The sequence below is a fragment of the Streptomyces sp. NPDC127106 genome, from assembly GCF_042677605.1.
GTDB lineage: Bacteria > Actinomycetota > Actinomycetes > Streptomycetales > Streptomycetaceae > Streptomyces.
On the sequence record NZ_JBHXTC010000063.1, the window covers coordinates 18241 to 40835 of the forward strand.

Below are 22595 nucleotides of genomic sequence, written 5' to 3' on the forward strand. Positions count from 1 at the left end.
CCGCACGCCGCATCGCCACCGCCCCCGTGACCCGTCCGCACCGCGAAAGCAACTCAACCAACTACCTGATCAGACCAGGCCGCAGCCCTGTAGACCGATCATGATCCCTGGGCGCGGACAACCGACCCGGTGGTCACCCCGGACCGGCTCCACAGCGGGGAGCGGTGGGAGGAGCAGCTGCGCGGGGAGCGACTCGCCGCCATGCAGACGGTGCTGCTGGAGACCATGACAGCCCACGGCCTGAAGACGACCATCACCTTCCACCACCGGACCGTAGAGGCGGAGGCCTTCGCCGAGGGGCTGCCGCGGGTGGCGGCCCGGCTCCACACCGTCGACCCCGAACGCCACCCCGCCCCGGAGCGGGTGTGGTCGGGATGGCTGTGCGGGGAGCACAAAGGGGAACACCGGGCAGGTGTGCTGGCCGAGTTCGGGCGTCGGGCCGGGCGCGCGGTGCTGTCGAACTGCAAGGTCCTCGGGGAAGGCGTCGACACCCGCACCGTCGACAGCGTTGCCCTGATCGACCCCAAGGGATCGGCCGTCGACATCGTCCAGGCCATCGGGAGGGCGCTCCGGCAAAAACCCGGCGAGGGAAAAACGGCCACCCTGATCGTACCGGTGTTTCTGGCCGCGGATGAGAATCCGGAAGACATTCTTTCGTCGAGGTCTTACGGGCCTCTGATCCGCGTTCTGAACGGGCTTCGGGCACATGATGAGCGGGCCGTCGAAATGCTCGCAATTCCACAAGAAGCCCAGAAGCGCACCGTACAGCCGTCGCTGGTGATCGGGTCGGCGCCGGAGGAAGGGCAAGCGGAGTCACGGCTGCTGCTCCGGTTCGCCGCGCCCCGGGACCCTGTCCTCATCGCAAAGTGGATCAGCTACCAGGTCCTCAACACAGAACGCGCCGACTGGCGCCGCGGCTACGAGGCCGCCTGGCGGTACCGGGAGCGCGAGCAGCACCTCGAGGTCCCCTACGACCACGCCGAAGGCGCATACCCCCTCGGCAGGTGGCTCTCCGACCAGCGCCGGAGCTACCGCGCGGGAACGATAACCGGCGAGCGGGCCGCCGAGCTGGAGGCGCTGGGGATCGTGTGGGACACCGCCGACGCCGGCTTCGCAGAAAACCTCGCCGCCGCACGCGCCTACCACGCCCAGCACGGCACCCTCGCCGCCCCCCGACACGCAACCGCCCTCGGCAAGCCCGTCGGACAGTGGCTCACCAACATCCGCCGACCCGGCGGACTCGGCAAGGACCCGGTCCGCGCCGAACGGCGGGCCGCCGCCCTCGCCGCGATCGACGAGGACTGGAACCCAAGCGCGCTCGGGTGGACGGTCGACTGGCAACGTCACTATGCCTACCTCGCCCGGCTCCTGGACGACGGCGCCCGCCTCACGGCCATCGTCCCCGGGGTGACCCGGCACGGCGAGGACATCGGCCGGTGGTTGGCCACCCAACGCCGCGACTTCGACCAGCTCAACGAGGAACAGCAACGCCGCCTCGCCGCCCTCGGCGTCACCGCAGCGCTCGAACGCGCCCGCCGGGCCCCCACGACGACGAGCATGGTGACCTCAGCCGGGCGCGGCTCGGGAGCCTTCCACAGGGGCATCCAGGCCCTGGCGCAGTACATCGCGCGGGAAGGCAGAACCCCGTCCCGCGCACATGTCGAACATCTACCGGACGGACCTCACAGGACTGGAGTGTGGCTGGCCAACCAGCGCCAACGCCGCGACAAGCTCGGCGCGGACCAGCTCGGCACCCTCGCCGCCCTCGGCATCGACTGGGCGCAGTAGGCGGGCCGGGAGGCCGTCCCGTAGGAGAAACCCAACCGCTGACATCAACCGGCACGGAACTCTGTCATCGGCGGACACTGCCGCACGACACCACATGCCGCACCAGCCACGGCCTCGCCTCTCGTACCCGAAAGGCCCGCTCCCGCGTGCCTGGCCGGCAGCAGAGATCAGGCCGGGCGAGTGTGCTCAGCGTGCGGCTTCTGGGAGCCCTGTCCCTTCATGACAGCTGTCGGATACCGCATGGCAGCGGGAGCACACCCGATCAACACCACAGAGCCGCCATCGCGGCACTCGGCCACCTGCCAGTCGCTCTGAACCAAGGGGGAATCCGCGCGACCTCTTGGCCGAACCCGAACCACTTCCAACCGGTCCACCGGAACCGGACTTCGGCGGAAGTCCGCGAACTCCGTCGGCGTGACATGAAGCGTGCAACGCGAGGCCCACAGGACGACCAACGACGTACCCCGACAGTACAGACGGTCGCCGAGGACACAGGCAGCAAATCCCACCTCCGCCCCCGCCGCAAAGCGCCGAGCCTGCCTCTTGGCCCTCCAGTGTTCATGACCCCACGTCAGCAGACTTCCGACACCGAACTCCAGCAGCACACCCAGCACAGCCGGCCCCCTCAGCGCAGCCTCCTCACCCACAATCGAACCAGGAAAAACGCAACCCCGCCCTCCTCCCCGAGAACGAGTCCGTAACCGGCCACAAGAGGCAACAAGGGATCGGAGTCAGCTAAACGCCCAGCGCGGGCCGCCGCCTGGCAGGCTCGGCTGCTCGGTGTTCCTGGCGGCCCGTGAGAGCAGTCCCGAGTCTCTTGCGGTGCAAGGGTACTTGCTGACTATCTTGCACCGCATGACAAAGGAACTGGCCGCGGCCGGTGACCAGCGGCGCAGCCAGCTCCTGCGCGGCGTGCTCGACCTGTGCCTGCTTTCGCTCATCGCCGAACGGCCCAGGTACGGCTTCGAGTTCGCCCAGGCGCTCGCCGCCGGCGGGCTGGAGTTGGTCAGCGACGGCAGCATCTATCCGCTGCTCGCGCGGATGGAGCGGGCGGGGCTCATCTCCTCGTACCGCGCTCCGTCCCCGAGCGGCGGTGCCCCGCGCAAGTACTACCGCCTGACCGAGGCAGGACACGCCGAACTGAGCGGCGGCCGGGCCGACTGGCTCGCCTTCGCCGGGCAGGTCGGCCGCATCCTGACCGCCACCACGGAACCCACGGGGGAACCACACCATGACCAACGCGCAGATCCTCGCCGCCTGCCGCACCAACTGGGAGTACCGGGGAATCGACGACGCGTCCATGAGGGAGATGCTCGACGAGCTCTCCGTCCACCTGGAGGACGCGCAGGCAGCCGGCCGCACGGGGCAGGACGTCGTCGGCCGCGACGTCCGTGCTTTCGCCGCCGCATGGGCGCGGGCACGCGCTCCGCTCCAGCGCCGGGTGCTGCGCACCGCGTCCCTGGGGTGCTTCGCCATCGGCTGCGTCCTGCTGCTCTCGCACGTCACCCGGTGGACCACCAGCCTGGACGTGACACCCGGCAACCTCGCCTTCTGGGCAGTACTCGGCACCGCCACCGTCGCCTGGGAACTTCGGCGCGGCAGCCTCGGCATACGCCGGAGCTGGGCCGTCGCCTTCGCAGCCGCCTTGCCCACGGCGCTCCTCACCGACCACCTGGCCGGCGACGCGGTGCTGTTCGAGCTGCCGCTGTGGGCCGCACTGGTCCTGCTGCTGCCCGGGCTTCCCTACGCCGTCACCGACGCGCGAGCCAGGACGAGCAGCCGCGCCTGAGCGCGGTAACGCTTGCCGCTCGGGTGTGGCCCCGGAGCCTGACGGGCAGCCGCCGTGCATGACCCACGCAGACAGCCATCAGCGAGGCCGGTCAACCGCCGGCAGCGGTCTTCCGCATGGCTCCCCTGAACAGAGAGACGACGTGGTCGCTGATGTGCCGGCTCGCCGCATGCTACGGCCAGGGCAGTGGAAGAACCATCAGCCACGGCACCCCGGCGGGACACCGCGCGGATGCGGAAGTGCTGCTCGATAAGGCCGGCCGAACCGTGCTGGCAGGACTGTGCACGGTTGACGAGGAGACCCTCGGACAGGCTCTGCCCTCATGGAGGCAAGGCAACGAGCAGTTCACCGACCAGCAGCTGGCCGGGGCTGCGGGAGCGCTCTGGCGCGTCGGCGCCACGGTAGTGAGACCTGTGGCGTTCGGCTGCCGGCTCTGTACAGCCCGGCGCACCGGGTAGGCCGTGCGCGTGGTCCGCTACGCCGGCCGCTGGCAACGGGTGTGCGAGCGGCACCAGCGGTGGCGACTGGACGCGGACGCCGACCATGGGATGGAAACCTCGACCTGTGCGAGAGCCCAGAGGCAGCCGAGGGGCAGCGGCGGTGGGCGGGTGTAGAGCGCCGTGCGCGTCGGGCCGGGGTGGAGCCGGCCGAGGTGTTCGAGGTCGCGCGGGCGGTGGTGTGCCAGTGGTGGGAGCAGGCGCTCGGCTGGGGTGAGGGGCGGATCTGGCCGGCCCGGCTGCACCGGCTGGCGGGCGAGGACGCGGGGCCCGGGTTTTGGTGGTGGCGCGCTGTTGCCCGGGACGCGGTGCTCTTCCCCGAGGTGGTCGCTGTGGCCGACGCGCTGCTGGACCCTGCCGTGGAGGAGCTGGCGTGGACCGACGGCAGGCGGGAGCGGATCCGTCCCCTGCCTGCGGACGGTGCGTTCTGCCAGGAGCTGGGCGTGCGGGTGGGACGCCCCTGGCTGGGACCACTGGTGGCGGTCCACGGCGACGGGCCGCTCGTCGCTGGCTGGATGGGCGCGATCATCCGCCGGCACCGTAGCGTCGGGGAGCCTGGCGGCCGCGGCCAGAACCGGTGGCGGGTCAGCCGCGAGCACCGGTCCGCATCCATGGGGGCGCACGTCACCCACGGACGCGCCTCCCCGGTGTGATTCCGCCACAGCCTCGGGCGACGCCCGAACACATCGTGAGCCGGGCCGCCTCCGGCCCCAGGCGAGACCCGCGCGCTCGCCCGCGGTCAGGTCACGGCGCACCGCACGGAGGAACGTCGACACGACGGCACTGGATCCAGTAGAGGGACCGTGGCCGTCGGCGCGCCGCCCGGAACCGCGATGGCCGGCTCACCGGCCGCCGTCCGGGCGCGGGCCATCAGCTGCCGGTGGACCGCCGAGGCGTTGCCCCGCCAGTACGCGAGCAGCACCCGTACTTCCGGCGTCACCTCGAACCGGGCCACCCCCGACGCGTCCGGCCCCGATCCGGACCTGGCGGTGGAGCTCGTCGTGGATGCGGTCCCAGGTGCCGTCCCGGCGCCACTTGGGGAACCAACGGTGGGCCGCGTCCCAAGGCATCAGATCGCGCGGAAGCATCCGCCACTGACAGCCCGAGCGCAGCACGTAGAAGACCGAGTCGAGCACCAACCGGGTTTCCGCACCTGCGCACCCCGCCGCCTTTTCGCAGGTCACGCACGGGAAGAAGCGGCTGGGTGATCTCCCACATCTCATCGGTCAGGCTGGATGGACAGCATGGGCCGCTGACGGCCTCGGAGTTGTCGCACTGGCACACACCACGTGATCATTCCGGGGCCGTCGCCATCTCCCGACAGGCTCTCAGAGCGGGCGCAGCACCTCCAGCCGGACGGCCTCGGCGGCCTTGTCCAGGGCGGCCCGGCACTCCTCGGCGCCGTCGGCGGTGGCCGTGACGAGCGCGTACCGGCTGGAGACGTGGCCGCGGGGCGGCAGCCGCAGTTCCTGGCCCGGCAGCGCGATCGCCAGCGCCGTGTCCACGGAGGCCGGCAGGGCGCGGGAGTCGATGAGGACCTCGCGCGCGATGCAGTCGGCCTCCGGGTAGAGGAAGCGGACCCCCGCGACCTTGCGGTGGGAGGGCGTGAGCTGCGGTTCCTTCCCGCAGGCCACCCGGGCCGCCGTCAGGGCGGCGTCGACGCCCAGGGCGAGGCGCCCGATGTCGGGGATCCGGTCGCCGCCGATCCGGGCGTTGATCTCGACGATCTTCGGGCCGTCGGCGGTGAGCCGCAGCTCGGTGTGGGTCCAGCCGGTGGTGAAGCCCACGGCGGCGTGCGCGGCCGCCACGGTCTCCAGCAGCCGCGGGTCCTCCAGCAGCGGGTCGCCGCCGTCGACGAGGTGACCGGTCTCCTCGAAGTACGGGGCGAACCCGCACTCCTTGCGGGCGACGAACGCCGGGCTCATCCGGCCCTCGGACCAGGCGCAGTCCACGCTGATCTCGGGGCCGTCCAGGTACTCCTCGACGAGGACGTCCCCGGGCGCCAGCTCCGTCGCACCGGGCGCGGTGGCGCCGCGCGCCAGCCGGTAGCGGCTCGCGAGCTGCTCGGCCGACTCCACCTTGGTCACGCCCGTACTGGCGTTCAGCGCGCGGGGCTTGAGCACCAGCGGATAGCCGGTGCGGGCCGCCGCCGCGCGGGCCTGCGGCAGCGAGGTGACCAGCTCCGAGCGGGCCTGCGGCACGCCCGCCTCGCGGAGCGCGTCGCGGGTGGCCCACTTGTCCCGGCAGCGCATCGCCGCCTCGGGCGGGCTGCCCGGCATCCCGAGCAGCCGGGCGAGTTCGGCGGTCTGCACGACCCGGGTGTCGTCCCAGGTCAGCACCCCTTCGCAGGAGATGCCGCGGGCGGCGGCCGCCATGGCCGGCACGTCGGTGGTGTCGACCACCGTGTGCCCGGCCAGGTACGGGGCCTCCCAGGCCGGTTCGCGTTCGGCGAGGAGGTGGATCTCATACTCCCCCGCGACGGAGCGCAACAGGTACTCCCGGTACGCCTGTGATCCGGCGCCCACCAGCAGGAGCGTCATGTCCGTGCCTCCGCTCCGTCGAGCACCGCGGCGAGGGCGCGCACGGTGCGGTGCAGGTACAGCTGCGGCAGCGGGAAGGGCGGCAGGCCCGCGGCCTTCATCGCGGCCAGCAGCCGGATGCCGAGCAGGGAGTTCCCGCCGAGCCCGAAGAAGTCGTCGTCCAGGGCGACCCGGAAGCCGAAGACCTTCTCCCACAGGGCGCGCAGCCGCGACTCGGTGTCGTCGCCGACGGGTTCGTCGGCGTCGGCGGCGGGTCCGGTGCGCGGCAGCGGGAGCCGCGCGGCGTCCACCTTGCCGTTGGGGGTCAGCGGCAGCGCGGGCAGGGCGGTAACCGTGGAGGGCACCATGTGCTCGGGCAGGAAGCGCCCGGCGTGCCGGCGCACCTCCTCGGTGTCGCCGCCCTCCGCCGCGCCGTCGGACCGGAAGACGACGTAGCCGTCGAGGCGGGCGCCGGCCGTGTCGCCCGGTTCGCCGGGGCGCAGTACCACGGCCGCGGCACTGACGCCGGGGGCGTCGAGCAGGCGGGCCCGGATCTCGTCCAGTTCGATGCGGAAGCCTCGCAGTTTGACCTGGTTGTCGAGCCGACCGAGGTGTTCCAGGCGGCCGTCGGGCAGCAGTCGGCCCCGGTCGCCGCTGCGGTACAGGGGCGTGGAGGCGTACGGGTCGGTCAGGAAGCGCTGGGCGGTGAGTTCGGGGCGGCCCAGGTACGCGCCGGCGACGCCCAGGCCGCCGACGTAGATCTCGCCGGGGACGCCGGGCGGCAGTTCGCGGCCCTGGGTGTCGAGGACGTACAGGTGCCAGCCGGGCAGGGGGGTGCCGACGGAGCGGGAGCCGGTCAGCGCCTCGCGGCGGGTGACGGTCTGCGCGGTGACGTGGACGGTGGTCTCGGTGATCCCGAACATGTTGACCAGTCGGCACTGCCACTCGGGGTGGCGGTCCTGCCAGTGCCGCAGGGGGCGGGTGTCCAGGGGCTCCCCGCCGAAGACGACCAGGCGCACGGAGTCCGAGACCCGTTCCTCGCGGTCGGCCTCCACCAGCTGGGCGAAGGCGCTCGGGGTCTGGCTGAGCACGGTGACCTGCTCGGTGCCCAGCAGGGCGGCGAACTGCGCCGGGTCGCGGGAGGCCCAGTACGGGACGACGACCAGCCGGCCGCCGGTGGTCAGGCAGCCCCAGATCTCCCACACGGAGAAGTCGAAGGCGCTGGAGTGGAAGAGCGTCCAGACGTCGTCCGGTACGAGGCCGAAGTCCTCCCGGGTGGCGGCGACGAGGGCGGCGACGTTGCGGTGCGGTATGCCGACGCCCTTGGGGCGGCCGGTGGAGCCCGAGGTGTAGATGACGTAGGCGTGGTCGTCGGGCGACGGCGCGTGTGTCTGCGCGGCGGGCTCGGGGCCAGGGCCGTCCCCGGCGTCCCCGGCGTCCGCGGCCAGGGCGTCGGGGCGGACGAGGTGGACGTCCTCGCGCTGCGGGAACTCCCCGGACTCCGTGACGACCAGCGCCAGTTCGGCGTCCTCGGTGGTGTAGGCCAGCCGCTCCGCCGGATAGGCGGGGTCCATGGGCACGTACGCGGCGCCCGCTTTCAGGACGGCGAGCAGGACCACCACCAGGGAGGCCGAGCGTTCCAGGCAGACGCCGACCCGGTCGCCGGGCCGCACGCCGTGGCGGCGCAGGCCGTCGGCGAGTTCCTGCGCCGTCGCGTCGAGCGCGGCGTAGGTGAGCACCTCGTCCTCGAAGGTGAGGGCGGGGGCGTCGGGGGTTCGCTCGGCCCACTGGCGCACGGCCTGTTCGATGCGCTCCTCGGGGACTTCGGGCGGCCGCCCGAGGCCGCCGAGGACGGCGAGCCGGCGCCGCTGCTCCTCGTCGAAGAGCGGCAGCTCACCGACGGGGGTGGCGGGGTCGGTGCCCGTCAGGGCGCGGTGGGCGGTGGCGAGCATCCCCGCGAACCACTCCACGGCCGCGTCCCCGAAGGCGGAGTGGCGGTAGTGGCAGGTGGCGTCGAGGACCGTGGAGCCCTCGTCGACGACGTGCACCGACAGGGGGTGCACGGGTGCCTGGAAGGGCCGGGCGGTGAGGGTCTCGGCCTTGACGCCCTCGGCGGTGAGGGCCTCGGGATGGTCGGTGGTGACCAGGCCCACGAGGGGTTCGAGTCCGGTGTCCGCGACCGGGGCGGGCACGGCCCGGGCGACCCGCTCCAGGTAGGCGCCGACCGTCGTGGCGGGGTCGGCGTCGATGGTCAGGGCGTGTGCGGCGTCGATGCCCAGGGCGACCTCGGTGCGGCCGGTGCAGCGCGCGAGGACGAGGCCGAGCGCGGCCCGCAGGGTGAGGGCGGCGGGCAGGCCGCCCTCGGCGGGCACGGGGAAGCGCAGCCGGCCGGTGGTGTGGGCGGTGGCCTCGCCGAGCCCCCACTCGGGGGCGGGGAGCCGGTCGAGGGCGGTGAGTGCCTCGCGGAGCGGGTCGCCGTCCCCGGTGGGGACGGGCGCCGGGGCGGGTGCCTCCACCAGCAGGGCCTGCGCCAGGTCGTGCGGGTCGGCCAGGGTGGCGCGGTGGGCCACGAGGACCAGATCGGCCGGGCCGTCGGTGTACCGCAGCAGCAGGGCCCGTACACCGGGTCCGGTGTGCGGGTCGGCCGGCCGGGACAGCTCACGTTCGCGGCGTACGGCGGCCGCGTCGGAGTCGGCGCCGTCGGGCACGTCCTCGGTCCACAGCCGTGCGCCGGGCAGGGCGCGGGCCAGGGCGCGGCCGAGCCGCTCGGGGTCGGCGCCCGCGTGCACGCGCAGGGCGAGTGCCTGGCACAGCCGGCCGGTGTCGTTTTCTTTCGTCGTCATCGTCGTTCGGCCCCCTTTCATCGGCTGGTGAACCCGCCGTCGACGGTGACCGTGGAGCCGGTCACCTGGCGGGACGCGTCAGTGGCGAGCCAGAGCGCGGCTCCGGCCACGTCCTCGGGCTCGATGAGCCGGTTCATCGGCTGCGCGGCGACGAAGGTCTCCTCGTGCTCCTCGACGGGGACGTCGAGGGAGCGGGCGATCTCCGTGAGCATCCGGCCCTCGGCCGCCTCGTCGTCCCGTACGGAGCCGGGGCACAGTGCGTTGACGCGGACGCCGAACGGCGCGAGGTCCAGGGCAGCGGCCTTGGTCAGGCCCACCAGCGCGTGCTTGGCGGTGACGTAGCCGGCGAAGTGCCGGTAGCCGACGAGGCCGGCGGTGGAGGCGACGTTGATGATGCTGCCCGCGCGGCGGGCGGTCATCGCGGCGCCCACGGCGCGGATCATCCGCCAGGCCCCCGAGACGTCCACGTCGAGCATCAGGTCCCACTCGTCGGGCGTGATGTCGTGCACCGTCTTGCCCGAGGGCGCGGCGATGCCCGCGTTGTTGAGGAGGACGTCGATGTGGCCGAAGCGGTCCAGGGCGCTGTCGACGACGCCGCGTACGGCGTCCAGGTCGCGGACGTCCGCCTCGGCGGTGATCACGGTGATGTTCTCGCCTGTCTCCCGGCACAGCCTCGCCGTGTACGCGAGCTGGCTGGTGGAGCCGAGCGGGTAGGGCACGCCATCGAGGTCGTGCCCGATGTCGGTGAGCAGCAGGTCCGCCCCGGCGCGGGCGTACGCGACGGCGCACGCCCGGCCGATGCCCCGGGCCGCGCCCGTGACCAGTGCCGTTCTGCCCGTGAGCGGGCCGGTGGTGAGGGCGGGGGTCACCGGCCCACCTCCTGGGCGGTCAGCTCCCCGTCGATGAGGCGTACCAGGTCGGCTGGGGAGTCCACCACGTACATGTGCCCGCCGGGCAGTTCGACCTGGCGGCAGCCGCCGGTGGTGGCGGTCTCCCACTCGGCGGCCTGCGCCGCGGAGACCAGCTCGTCGGAGTCACCGCGGATGGAGACGACGGGGATGTCCAGGGGCTTGGTGGAGGGGGCGCGGTAGTTCTCGTGCATCTCCACGTCGGCGCGCAGCGGCGGCAGCAGCCATTGGCGGAGGTCCGGGTTCTCCAGCGCCGGGTGGGTGTAGCCGGCGAACTCCTTGACCTGCTGGAGGAAGGCCTCGTCGGTGAGGCCGGTGGCGCGGGTCTCGCGCTGGGTCCAGGGGCCGGGCGAGCCGCTGACGAAGAGCTTGAGTACCTGGGGGCGGCCCAGCGAGGTCAGGCGGTGGGCCATTTCGTACGCCATGACGGCGCCGAGGCTGTGCCCGAACAGGGCGATGGCGGGGCTGCCGGCGATCTGCTCCAGCACGGTCGGCAGGAGGTCGTCGACGGCGCTGACGACGTCGGTGTAGAGGGGTTCGCCGAAGCGCTCCTCACGGCCGGGCAGCTGGACCGGGGTGATCAGGACGGTGTCGCTGCCGTATTCCTGGCAGCGGCGGAACGCGGAGGCTCCGGCACCCGCGAACGGGAAGCACAGGACGGGGATCTGCATGTCAGCCCTCCAACTCGGCCGCGGAAATCCACGCCCGCTCGATGAGTTCGCCGGTCGCGGCGGGGTTGCCGCGGACGAAGTAGTGGCCGCCGCCCTCGACGGTGGTGAAGCGGACGTCGGCGGCGACCAGCTCCCAGCACCGGTACTCGTCGACGGCGTGCGCCAGGCTCTTGTCGTCGTCGGCGACGACGACGGTGAACGGGGCCTCGATACGCGGGTCGGGTCGCTGTTCGGTGAGGTCGATGAAGTAGCGGTAGCCGCCGCACACGTCGTGGCGGAACGATTCGCCCATGAAGGAGGCGTAGCCGCTGGAGAGGCCGTCCAGCTCGGTGTAGCCGGTCTCCTCGACCATGTAGGAGATGATCTCCTCGTCGCTCCAGCTGTCGATCATCTCGATGGATTCGCGCATGTCCGAGGCCGGCGGCAGCAGCTTGGAGCCGATGAAGACGTGCCGCAGGTCGAAGCCGCGGTCCTCCAGGACCCGGGCGAGCTCGACGGTCACCGCGGCGCCGCCGCAGTGGCCCCACAGGATCAGCGGGAGGTCGGCCTTCTGCTCGATCTCGGCGACGGTCCGCGCGACCGTCTCGGCGACGTCGGTGAACTCGCCGCCGCGCGCCGGGTTGTGGCCGGGTGCTTGGAGCCCGTACACGGCCAGCGTCGGGTCGCTGTTGCCGATGGACTCGGCGAGCGGCTTGAAGTTGACCGGGTGCCCGCCGGGGTACGGCAGGCAGATGACGGCGGCTCGCGCCCCCTCGGCGGTGGCGGACAGCAGCTGGAGCACCTCCTCGGCGGAGTCCTCGCGGCCGTCGACGAGCGCGGCCAGTGCGGTCAGGCGCGAGGTGCGGGTCAGGTCGGAGAGGGTGGCCAGGCCGTCGAGTTCCAGGACGACGCGCAGCGCGGACAGGGAGTTCCCGCCGAGGGCGAAGAAGTCGTCGTCGGCCTTGATCTCCTGGGCGGGCAGGCCCAGGACCCGGGACCAGGCTGCGCGGATCCGGGCCACGGTGGCTTCGCTGGCGATGCCGACGGCCGCGGGGGCGGCGAGGGCCGGGTCGGCCTGCGCGGTGCTGCCCAGCAGGGCCAGGTCCTCGGCGGCCAGCAGCTGCCGGGCCCCGTGGGGGGCGTCGGGCTCGTCGGCCATCAGCTGGAGGACGCGGACGAAGTAGCCGCCGATGCGGTCGATCTGCTCCTCGTCGTAGAGGTGTGTGTGGTAGTGCAGGCACAGCTGGACTTCGTCGTCGAAGAAGTGCCGTGAGAACTCGGTGCGGAAGGGGAACTCCGTCTCGGAGTCCACGCGCATGCTCAGCAGCGAGAACTCCGGCAGCTCCTGGAGGTTCTTCAGCAGGTAGAAGTGGGTGAAGTTGAAGGTGGTCTCGAACAGGGTGCGCTGGGTGGCGAGGTCCTGCTTCATCTTCGCCATCGGGTAGCGGCGGTGCGGCAGCAGGTCGAGTTCGGCCCGGTACACGCGGCGGATGAGGTCCGCCCAGCTGCCGCCCTCGAGGTCGACCTGGAAGGGGACCGTGTTCAGGTGCAGGCCGAGGGTGGTCTCGGCGCCCGGCAGCTCGGGCCGGCCGCTGTGCTCGTAGCCGGTCATCACCTTGGCCTGGCCCGACACCATGCCGAGGACCTTCATGTGCGCGGCGAGCAGGACGTCCTTGAACGGCACGGACAGCGCGTCGGCGGTCGCCGAGATCCGCTGGGTGAGGCCCTCGGGCAGCGGTACGTCACGCAGGACGACCTGGAAGTCGTCGGTGTGCGTGGCGCCGGGCTTGGGGGGGACGTCCGCGGGCTGCGCATCCTCCATGGCCTTCAGCCAGAAGTCGCGGGAGGCGGGCGAGCGCAGCGCCTCGGTCTCCAGGCCGACGAAGTTGCGCAGGTGGTTGTCCGTTTCGGGGCGCGAGGTGTCGCGGCCTTCGCGGACCTGGTGGTACAGCTCGAACAGCTGGGTGTGCAGGAGCGAGATCGACCAGCCGTCGAGGGCGGAGTTGTGCTGGCTGACGGTGTAGCGGTAGTGCTCGTCGCCCAGTATCTGCACGTGGAGGGTGACCAGGCCGCCCTCCTCCCACACGAACGGGCGGGCCTTCTCGCGCTCCAGCCAGTCCTCGTGCCAGGCGTTCTGCCCGGCCTCGTCGAGGTGGCGCAGGTCGGTGACGGTCAGCGGCGGGGCCACGTCGCGGTGCACGATCTGGAGGAACTCGCTGTAGCCGGTGAGGTGGTAGGTGGTGCGCAGGATCGGGTGCCGCAGGGTCAGCAGCCGTACCGCCTCGGTGAAGGCGTCGGTGTGGAAGGCGCCGGTGATGGAGTAGCTGAGGACGTCGTGGTACTGGCCGAGGCCGCCGGTGATCTCCGTCTGGAAGATCAGGCCGGCTTGGAGCATGGACAGCGGGTATGCGTCCTCGGCGTCGCCGGGCAGCAGCTCCCGGTCGGCGTCGCAGATCAGTTCGAAGGGGCGGAAGGCGCCGCGGGCCGCGACGTCCGTGGTCACCGTCGCGGACCGGGACTCGGCCTCGATGGACGCGCCGAGCAGGGCGATCGTCTGGTGCTTGAACAGCTGCTGGAAGGTGAAGTCGATGCCTGCGGCACGGGACTTCGCCAGCACCGACACGAAGTGGATGGAGTTGCCGCCGAGCTGGAAGAAGTTGTCGTGGACGCCGACCCGCTCCAGGCCCAGCACCTGCTTCCAGATGCTGGCGAGGGTCTCCTCGCGCTCGTTGCGGGGGGCGACGTGCGCGGGGGCCTTCTTGCGCAGGGCCTCCGGGCGGCGCAGCGCGGCGCGGTCCAGCTTCCCGTTGGGGGTCAGCGGCAGCTCGTCGAGGACGATCACCCGGCCGGGGACCATGTACTCGGGCAGGGCGGCGCGGACGTGGTCCTTGAGGGCGGCCTCGGTGACTTCGCCGGGCGCGCCCGCCGGGACGGCGAAGCCGCGCAGGGAGGTCTGCCAGCCGTCGTCCACGGCGACGACCGCCGCGTCGCGGACCCCGTCGTGGGCGCGCAGCCGCTCCTCGATCTCGCCGGGCTCCACGCGGAAGCCGCGGACCTTGACCTGGAGGTCGACGCGGCCCAGGTAGTCGATGGTGCCGTCGGGCAGCCTGCGGGCCCGGTCCCCGGTGCGGTACAGCCGCTCCTCGCCGGTGTGGGCGCGGACCGCCTCACCGCTGACGAACTTCTCCTCGGTCAGCTCGGGCCGGCCGAGGTAGCCGCGGGCCACGCCCACGCCCGCCACGTGCAGCTCGCCGGGGATGCCGATGGCGCACTGGCGGCCCTGGGGGTCCAGGACGTAGAGGCGGATGTTGTCGATGGCGCGGCCGATGGGCAGCCGGGCCCGGTCTCCGAGGCCCTCGACGGGCTGGTGGGTGACGTCGACGGTGGCCTCGGTGGGCCCGTACAGGTTGATCAGGCGGGCGGTGGGGACGAGCTCGCCGAACTTCACGGCCTGCGCCGGGGTGAGGGCCTCGCCGCTGGCGAAGACCTGGCGCAGGGTGCGGGGGCCCTGGCCGTTGCCGAAGCGGTCGAGGTGGCCGAGGAACATGGTGAGCATCGACGGTACGAAGTGCACGGTGGTGACGCCGTGCTGGTCGAGGGCGGCGAGCAGGGCCGCCGGGTCCTTCTCGGTGCCGGGCGCGGGCAGGGCCAGCGCGGCTCCGGTGAAGGACCACCAGAACAGTTCCCAGACGGAGACGTCGAAGGAGATGGACGTCTTCTGGAGCAGGACGTCGTCGGGTCCGATCGGGTAGGCGCGCTGCATCCAGGCGAGCCGGTTCACGACGCTGCGGTGCTCGACGAGGACGCCCTTGGGGCGGCCGGTGGAGCCCGAGGTGTAGATGACGTAGGCCGTGTCGGTGGCGCCGCCGGCCGCCGGGACGGGCCCGGTGGCCGTGGCGTAGGAGTCTTCGGCGTCGAGGTCGAGGCCCTCGCGGCCGTCGAGCAGCGGGGCGAAGGCGGCCTGGTGCAGGACGAGGCGGGCTGCGCTGTCGTCGAGCAGGTAGTCGATGCGGGCCTGCGGGTAGGACGGGTCGACGGGGAGGTAGGCGCCGCCGGCCTTCAGTACGGCGAGGATCGCCGCGATCATCTCCGGTGAGCGTTCCGCGACGACGGCGACGATCGCGCCGGGGCCGATCCCGCGGCCGCGCAGGGTGTGCGCCAGCTGGTCGGAGCGGGCGTCGAGGGCCGCGAAGGAGACGGTCCGTGCGTCGGTGAGCAGGGCGGGCGCGTCGGGGGTGCGGGCCGCCTGGGCGGCGAAGAGGCCGTGCAGGGTGGCGTCTTCGTCGAAGGGGTGCGCCGTGGCGTTGGCGGCTGCGGTGATCTCCTCGTCCTCGGCGGTGCGCAGGTCGATGTCCGCGAGCGGGTGGTCGGGCTCCTGCGTGGCGCGGTCGAGGAGGAGCGCGTAGTGGGCGCCGAGCCGCTGGACGGATGCTTCGGCGAAGCGGGTGGCGTCGTAGGTGAGGGTCACCAACAGTTCGTCGCCCTGGCGGGAGACGGTGAAGCGGGTGCCACCCGGGGTGGCGTAGCCGGCGTCGTGGTGGCCGTCGAGCTCGATGGCGGTCTCGAAGGCGTCACCCCGGCCCAGTTCGGCGGCCAGCGCGGCGACCGCGAAGTCCTGGTGGGTCTCGGCATCGCGGACGGCGCCCGCCACCCGGGCGAGCAGCTCGCGCAGGGTGCCGTCGGGGGCGGCGCGCAGCAGCAGCGGTCCGCCCGCGAACTCGCCGGCGGCGCCGCGCGTGGGCTGGGCGACGGTCACCTCGTCCTGGCCGGTGTGGCGGGCCAGGAGGGAGATCAGGGCTGAGGTGAGGACGACGGAGAGCATCTCGGGCCGGCTGCGGCTGATCCGGTCGAGGCGCTCGGTGAGGTCCGCGCCGAGCTGTACGGCGTGGACGGCGTAGCCGTCGCCGTCCCGGCCGGTGGACGGCGGGCGGAAGTCGGCGAGGAATCCGGACGTCTGCGCGAGCGAGGCCAGCTGGGATCGCCAGTGAGCGGCCTGCGCGGAAGGGGTCGACTCGTGGTCAGGCGAATGCATGGGTATCTCCTGCACTGAGCTGTGAGTTGTCAAAGACGTCAAAGAATGTGAAGGACCGCGGCACTTCGGGGAGTGCGGGGAGTGCGGGGAGTGCGGGGAGTGCGCGGCGGTCACGGGCTCCGGGGACCGGGGCGGTGCCGCCATGGGTGGCGGCCGCCGGGGTCAGAAGTCGAAGTCCAGGGTGAGATCGGGCGCCGTGGGCGGGGCGGGCGCGCGGACGAGTGCGGGATACAGGGAGGCGAGGGTGGCCGAGGGGTCGGCGAGGATCGCGTCGAGCAGTGCGGTGAACTCCCCGCACCAGCCCTCGACCGTGTCGCGGCGCAGCAGCCCGGAGGCGTAACTCCAGTGCGTGCGCAGGGTGTCGGCGCTCTCGTGGATCTGGAGGGTGAGGTCGAAGACGGTCTGGCCGGTGTGCTCCAGGCGCAGCGGGACCCTGACCCCTTGGAAGTCGGCCGCGAGGTAGCGGCCGCTGTGCAGGGCGATGAGCGCGTCGAAGAGCGGGGTCCGGCTGTAGTCGCGTACGGGCGCGGCGGCGGCGACGACCTCCTCGAAGGGGAAGTCCTGGTGCGCGAAGGCCTCTTCGGCGCCGCGGCCGACCTCGTCGAGGTAGGCGTCGTAGGCCAGCTGGGGCCGGACGTCCGCGCGCAGGCACACGGTCTGCGCGAACATGCCCACCGTGCGGTGCAGTGAGGGGGCGGTGCGGCCCGAGGCGGAGGTGCCGACGGTGACGTCGTGGGTGCCCTTGAGGCCGGCGAGGAGCATGCCGTAGGCGGAGGCCAGCACCGCGAAGAGGGTGACCCCCTGCTCCCTGGCCAGCCGGCGCAGGGCGGCCGCCCGTACGGGGCCGAGGTCGGACTCGACGAGGCCGCCGTCGAGGGCCCGCAGCGGCGGGCGGGCGGTGTCCGTCGGCAGGTCCGCCCGGTCGGGGGGCGTGGCGAACACCTTCCGCCAGTAGGGGCCCTGCGCTTCGCGCAGCGCGGTCCCGGCCGGTCCGGCGAGCCAGGACGCGTAGTCCTGGTAGCGCAGTCCGCCGCTTGGCGGCTGCCCGCCCGCGTACAGCGCCGCGAGGTCCTCGAAGAGCGGTGTCAGCGAGAAGCCGTCGACGACGATGTGGTGCAGGTCGAGGCGCAGGGTGACGCCGGCCGGGGTGCGGTGCACGTCGGCCCGCCACAGCGGGGCCCGCGCCAGGTCGAAGGGCCGTACGAACTCACCCAACGGGCCGGGGGGTTCGTCGAGCACGCGGATGTGCAGGGCCGGTTCGGGCTCGATGCGCGCCCGGACCTCGCCGTCGGCGACAGTGAAGGCGGTACGCAGCCCGTCGTGGTGCGCGGCCAGGAGCCGCAGGGCCTCGGCGAGGCGGTCCGGGTCGGTCCCGGAGGGCAGCTCCAGGGTGACGGGCACGTTGTAGTGCACCGCCCGGTCGTCCTTGATCTGCTCGAAGTAGAGCTGGCGCTGCTGCGGGGTGAGCGGATACGTCGGCAGGTCGGGCGCGCGCCCGATCAGCGTGCCGGTGTCGGGGGCCGCCCCTTCGAGCAGGGAGGCCAGCCGTGCCGGGGTGCCGGCGCGCAGGACGGCGCTGACGGGGCAGTCGCGGCCCAGGCGGGCGCGTGCGTTCGCCGCGATCAGGGTCGCGGTGAGCGAGTCGGCGCCGAGGTCGCGCAGGTCGTGGGCGACCCCGATGCCGCGGATGCCCAGGGCGCGTTCGGCGATGTCGACGAGGATCCGCTCGGTCTCGCCGGACGGTGCGACGTACCCGGAGCGGGCCAGCAGGTGCGAGCCGTCGGGCTCGGGCAGCCGGCCCCGGTCGACCTTGCCGCTGCGGTTGAGCGGGAGGGCGTCCAGCGGCACCAGGTAGGCGGGGACCATGTGGGCCGGCAGGGTCTCGGCGAGCCGGTCCCTCAGCTCCTCGGCGGCGGGCCGGTCCGGGCCGGCGTAGTAGCCGCAGAGCTGCTTGCCGCCCCCGCCGGGACGGGCCCGGACGGTGACGATGGCCTCGGCCACCCCGGGGTGGCCGAGCATGGCCTTCTCCACCTCGGCGGGCTCCACGCGGAAGCCGCGCACCTTGACCTGGTGGTCGCGGCGTCCGAGGAACTCGACGGTCCCGTCGGGGCGCCAGCGCGCCAGGTCGCCGCTGCGGTAGAGCCGGCCGCCGCCGCGGGCGAAGGGGTCGTCGACGAAGCTCGCCGCGGTCAGCTCGGGCCGGCCCAGGTAGCCGCGGGCGACCCCGGCGCCGCCGAGGCACAGCTCACCCGGTACGCCGACGGGGCACAGGCGGCCCAGGTCGTCCAGGACGTAGGCGGTGGAGTGCGCGATCGGGCGGCCGATCGGGATTCGGCCGAGGTCCTCGCGGACGATCCGGTGGGTGAGGGAGAAGGTGGTGTTCTCGGTGGGCCCGTACCCGTTGACCAGGTGCAGGTCGGGGCAGGCGTCCATCACCTTGGCGATGTGCAGCGGGGACAGGGCGTCTCCGCCGACCACGAGCTCGCGCAGCGGGCGGAAGGCGGCGGCGTCCTGCTCCACCAGCTGGTTGAACAGCGGCGAGGTCAGCCACAGGGTGGTGATGCGCTGCCCGGCCAGCTCCCGGCCGAGGGAGCGGGCGTCGAGGACGACGTCGCTGTCGACGAGGTGGACGCTGCCGCCGTTCAGGAGCGGCCCCCACACCTCGAAGGTGGTGGCGTCGAAGGCGATCGAGCCGGTCGGCAGGATGCGCAGCTCCGGCCCGAAGGCGACGTAGTCGGTGCCCTTGACGAGCCGCACGAGGTTGCCGTGGGTGACCTCGACGCCCTTGGGGCGGCCGGTGGTGCCCGAGGTGTAGGAGACGTACGCGAGAGCGGACGCCGCCGCGCGGGCCGGGGGCTTCGGGGCCGGGGCGGGAGCCGGCACCGAGGCCGGGGCGGGAGCCGGCACCGAGGCCGCCGGGTCCAGGACGGCGCCGTCGAAGGCGAAGTCCAGGGGCAGCCCGGCGGAGGCGACCAGCACCCGCACCGAGGAGTCGGCGAGCAGCCACTCGGTGCGCTCGGCGGGGTCCTTGCTCTCCAGCGGGAGGTAGGCGCCGCCGGCCTTCAGGATGCCGAGCGCGCCGACGACGAGGTCGGCGGTGCGCTCGGTGCGCAGGCCGACGCGGTCGCCTTCGCGCACCCCGGCCGCCAGCAGCGCGTGCGCCAGCCGGGTCGCCCGGGCGTCGGCCTCGCCGTAGGTGAGGCTTCCGGACGGCCAGGTGACGGCGGTGGCCCCCGGGGTGCGCGCGGCCTGCTCCTCGAAGAGGGCGTGCGCGGTGGCCGTGTCGGGGTAGGGGCGCTTGGTGTCGTTGAAGACGTCGAGGATGAGTTCCCGTTCGCCGTCGCCGAGCAGCTCCACCTCCCGTACGGCAGATTCCGGCTGCCGTACGAGGAAGGCCTGGGCGCGCAGCAGGTGCGCGCCGAGGCGTTCGGCGGTCGCCGCCTCGAAGAGCGAGGTGCGGTAGCCGAGGAGCAGGTCGGCGCCGTCGCGGGTGAGCCGCAGCTCGTCCGCGCCCTCGGGGACCGGGTGGTCGGCGTACCGGACGGCGGCGGAGGCCGGCGGCCCCTGCGGTGCGGCCTGCGCGCTCCGCGCCAGCAGGGCGGCGATGGGTTCCGCCGGGTCCACGGCGAGGGTCAGCGAGCCCGCGCCGTGCCCGGCGAGGTCCAGGTCGAGCAGCAGGCCGCGTTGGCCGGTGTAGCGGTGGAGCAGTACGGCGAAGGCAGCGAGCTCGTGCCCCGCGGCGGCCGCGCCGGGCAGCCGGACGGTGGCGAAGGCTCCGGCCGCGGAGTCCCGGGTGCGGGGGTGGTCCGCGACGAGGAGGACGGCGTCGCCGTCATCGTGGCGGGCGTCAGGAGGCGGAGGGGACGGCGTCGGGGTCGGAACTGCTCTTCGCGCGCTGGTCATCGGCTGCGGTCACCCCCAGTCTGAAGGGCATGTTGCGGAAGAGGACGATCGTCAGGACACCGGGGGCCGCGGCCAGTGCGGCGACGACGAAGATCAGCGTCGTGTAGTGGCTGCCGCTGAGCAGGAACCCGCCGAGCGCGGAGCCGGCCGGCAGGGCGCCCGCCATGACGGTGCGCATGAGGGTCATCGCCCGGCCGCGCATCTCGTTGGGGACGCGGGTCATGCGGACCACGCCGCCGAGGACGGTCATGGGCGCGGACAGGATGCCGTTGAGCACCAGGCCGAGCAGGATCCACGGCAGGGCGGTGGGGACCAGGAGGAACAGCACCGCTCCGGAGAGGAACTGGAGCACGCCGATGCGCAGCATCTGCTTCTCGGAGGTCTGCACGGCGCCGGAGACGAGAGAGCCGACGAGTTCGCCGATCGCCATCACCGCGAGCATCAGGCCGAGCACCCCGGGGCCGCTGTGGAACTCGAACTTCGCGAGCCAGGGAAGCGCCACGACGAGGGCGCCCGCCGACACGTTGAACGCGCCGAAGGAGAGAGTGAGGACCAGCAGGAAGCGGTCGCGGGTGATCAGCCGGAACACCGGTCCCCAGCCCGGCCTGGCGTCCTGGGTGCCGGCCGGGGCCGACTGCTCGGGGCGGGCGAGCGGGGCCTTGATCCGGCTGATGAGGAAGGCGAAGAGGAGATAGGTGGCGGCGTCGAGGATCAGGACGTTCGGCGCGCCCCACGCCGTGATCATCAGAGCGCCGAGGGCCGGGCCGATGACGTTGGCGGCGCCCATCGCGGTGGACTCCAGGCCGGAGGCGGCCTGGAGCTTGTCCTCGGGCACGATCTCGGGCAGGACGGCGGGAGTGCCGGCCAGCGGGATGATCTTCAGCAGGCCGTAGACGAGCGCGACGACGTACAGGTGCCAGACCTGGAGCGCGTCGGTCATGGCCAGCAGGGGGATCAGCGCGACGACGAACCCGCGGAAGACGGAGTCGTAGATGAACAGCTTGCGCCGGGAGAAGCGGTCGAGCAGCGGTCCGACGATCGCCCCGCCCAGGATCACCGGGAGGGTGAGACAGACGCCCAGCACACCCAGACCGGCGGCGCCGGCCTCTTCGAGCGTGAGCCACGCGAGGGCGGCGTAGGTGGCGCCGTCACCGAGGAGGTTGAGTACCAGGGCCGACCAGAGCAGTCGGTAGTCACCGATGCGCAAGATGGCCAGATATGCTTTCACGTTCCACACCGTTCAATAGATCGAATGGCAAGAGAAGCCAACGGGGCCGGCGCACGAATTGCGCCACGACCCGCGGAAGAACGTACGAAGGAAGACTCCGACAGGCAGACAGAACCGGTCGGCGGAAATCGTTTTCAGGATTGCGGCATTAACGCTACTGAGCTGCCGGTACGTACCTTTCCCCACTCGTCCGGGCACGGATTCCCACCCGACGACCCCCAAGAAATGCCCCCGACCTACCCGGCCGCCATCGAGCGGCAGGGCAGGAATTTCGCCACTTGTTCTAACAGCTGTCCCAGTGATCGTCAAGCAGCTCCCAAGCAGCCTTCCAGTTGGCTCGTTCTCGCCTTGAGGGCCGGGACCAGTGCCCCGTGAGGCCGCCACACAGCGGGAGTTGACGTGCGCCCAAGCCCCACATGTGCCGACATGCCCCCCTCACCCCCGCCCTTTCCGGCGCGCGCGACCGGAAGTCCGGCACTTCGAACAGAGGCAGATCCAGCCCTTTCCGAAACCGGTGATCCGATTGGCCAATAATCCCCCCTTCCCCTTCTCCCGCATTCCTTTAATACGGAACCATGAGCTCCGTACGTGAACCGACAGGCACGATTCCGCCCGCCCTGCCCCTCAATGCCCACCCCTGCCACCCCTCCCTCCCCTCACTCCCCACTCCCGTTTCGGAATCCACCTTCCACCCCCGGCCCCCCGGACCCGCGACATCACGTAAGCAAATGACGCACCGCCCGCTCCCGAAGATCATGAACAGGAAGTCAACAAATCGATCCACCCACCGCGCCACAGGACCCGACGCCCGGCAGGCGACGCACCAAGGGCCCGCCCCGCAGGGGCCGCACGAAGGGCCCGCCCCGCAGCGGCCGGCCCTTCCATACACGCCGCGCCAGAAACCAGTCAGGTACCCATAAGCCGTTCCGGACGGACCAGCCTCCTGATCAACTCCAGACCCGTGACGGCACGGATCGCCGCGCGGACAGCCCGGGGTGGACGACAGCGTCGGGGCCTCGCCGATGCCCCGTACTCCGTACGGCGCATTCGGGTCGACCCTCTCGACGCAGTCGACCAGGATCCTCCGGGGTGCCCAGGACCGCCGGGACCAGGTAGCTGAAGTACCCCCCCCGGATCTTGAACACCTCGATACCGGGACGGTTCTGAACGGCGTTGCTGCTAGTGCTGTGACCGCGAAGGTTCACCGGGGTGGGCGGTCAGGCTGCTGTTTGGAGTGGTCGGCCGCCCCAGCGGATGGCTTTCTCGCTGCGGATACGGGCGCGTTCACGTCGCTGGGCGGCCAGGACGTCGGGGTGGCGGGCGTTCTTGTTGCGCCAGCGCAAGTAGGCGTGCAGGGCCCGGGTCTGGACGGTGTGATTGGGGTGGTTCGAGTTAGCCAGGGTGAACTGCCGCAGCGGTCCGAAGTGGGCCTCGATGG

General features: G+C 72.5%; 11 protein-coding genes and 3 pseudogenes. 4 read left to right on the forward strand and 10 right to left on the reverse strand.

From position 1 onward, the window contains the following. Positions 1–129 precede the first annotated feature (129 nt). The 4 genes and pseudogenes from ACFVGY_RS32530 (at position 130) to ACFVGY_RS32545 (ending at position 4727) form a co-directional block, all read left to right on the forward strand. Entirely contained in the window at positions 130–1788 is a 1659-nt protein-coding gene (locus tag ACFVGY_RS32530) for a Helicase associated domain protein (protein ID WP_385684409.1), read from the forward strand. Positions 1789–2643: 855 nt separating this feature from the next. Further along, a pseudogene (locus ACFVGY_RS32535) lies at positions 2644–2919 on the forward strand (PadR family transcriptional regulator); the annotation flags it as partial. 100 nt (positions 2920–3019) lie between these two features. Continuing rightward, entirely contained in the window at positions 3020–3577 is a 558-nt protein-coding gene (locus ACFVGY_RS32540) for a hypothetical protein (protein ID WP_385684441.1), read from the forward strand. A 652-nt stretch (positions 3578–4229) separates the two neighbouring features. Next, a complete protein-coding gene (locus ACFVGY_RS32545) occupies positions 4230–4727 on the forward strand; it encodes a hypothetical protein (protein WP_385684412.1) in 498 nt (165 codons plus the stop codon). A 189-nt stretch (positions 4728–4916) separates the two neighbouring features. Here the strand turns inward: ACFVGY_RS32545 and ACFVGY_RS32550 are convergent, their stop codons facing one another. The 10 genes and pseudogenes from ACFVGY_RS32550 to ACFVGY_RS32595 form a co-directional block, all read right to left on the reverse strand. Continuing rightward, positions 4917–5297: a transposase gene (locus ACFVGY_RS32550; RefSeq protein ID WP_385684415.1), complete on the reverse strand. Its 381-nt coding sequence runs from the start codon at positions 5295–5297 to the stop codon at positions 4917–4919. Positions 5298–5402: 105 nt separating this feature from the next. Further along, complete coding sequence (locus ACFVGY_RS32555; RefSeq protein ID WP_385684417.1) at positions 5403–6614, reverse strand: ATP-grasp domain-containing protein; 1212 nt, start codon at positions 6612–6614, stop codon at positions 5403–5405. After that, positions 6611–9436 (reverse strand): amino acid adenylation domain-containing protein, encoded by a 2826-nt coding sequence (locus ACFVGY_RS32560; RefSeq protein ID WP_385684420.1) that lies wholly within the window; start codon positions 9434–9436, stop codon positions 6611–6613. The genes ACFVGY_RS32555 and ACFVGY_RS32560 overlap by 4 nt, the downstream gene beginning before the upstream one ends. Positions 9437–9453: 17 nt before the next feature. Further along, positions 9454–10305: an SDR family oxidoreductase gene (locus ACFVGY_RS32565; protein WP_385684423.1), complete on the reverse strand. Its 852-nt coding sequence runs from the start codon at positions 10303–10305 to the stop codon at positions 9454–9456. Then, positions 10302–11015 (reverse strand): thioesterase II family protein, encoded by a 714-nt coding sequence (locus tag ACFVGY_RS32570; RefSeq protein ID WP_385684426.1) that lies wholly within the window; start codon positions 11013–11015, stop codon positions 10302–10304. Before ACFVGY_RS32570 ends, ACFVGY_RS32565 begins: the two co-directional genes overlap by 4 nt. Position 11016: 1 nt before the next feature. Further along, entirely contained in the window at positions 11017–16026 is a 5010-nt protein-coding gene (locus tag ACFVGY_RS32575) for an amino acid adenylation domain-containing protein (RefSeq protein WP_385684429.1), read from the reverse strand. A 162-nt stretch (positions 16027–16188) separates the two neighbouring features. Next, entirely contained in the window at positions 16189–19929 is a 3741-nt protein-coding gene (locus ACFVGY_RS32580; RefSeq protein WP_385684432.1) for an amino acid adenylation domain-containing protein, read from the reverse strand. Then, positions 19874–21157: an MFS transporter gene (locus ACFVGY_RS32585; RefSeq protein ID WP_385684435.1), complete on the reverse strand. Its 1284-nt coding sequence runs from the start codon at positions 21155–21157 to the stop codon at positions 19874–19876. The genes ACFVGY_RS32580 and ACFVGY_RS32585 overlap by 56 nt, the downstream gene beginning before the upstream one ends. A gap of 906 nt (positions 21158–22063) precedes the next feature. Beyond that, positions 22064–22296: pseudogene (locus tag ACFVGY_RS32590) on the reverse strand (hypothetical protein); the annotation flags it as partial. A 78-nt stretch (positions 22297–22374) separates the two neighbouring features. After that, positions 22375–22595 (reverse strand): annotated as a pseudogene (locus tag ACFVGY_RS32595) (IS630 family transposase); the annotation flags it as partial.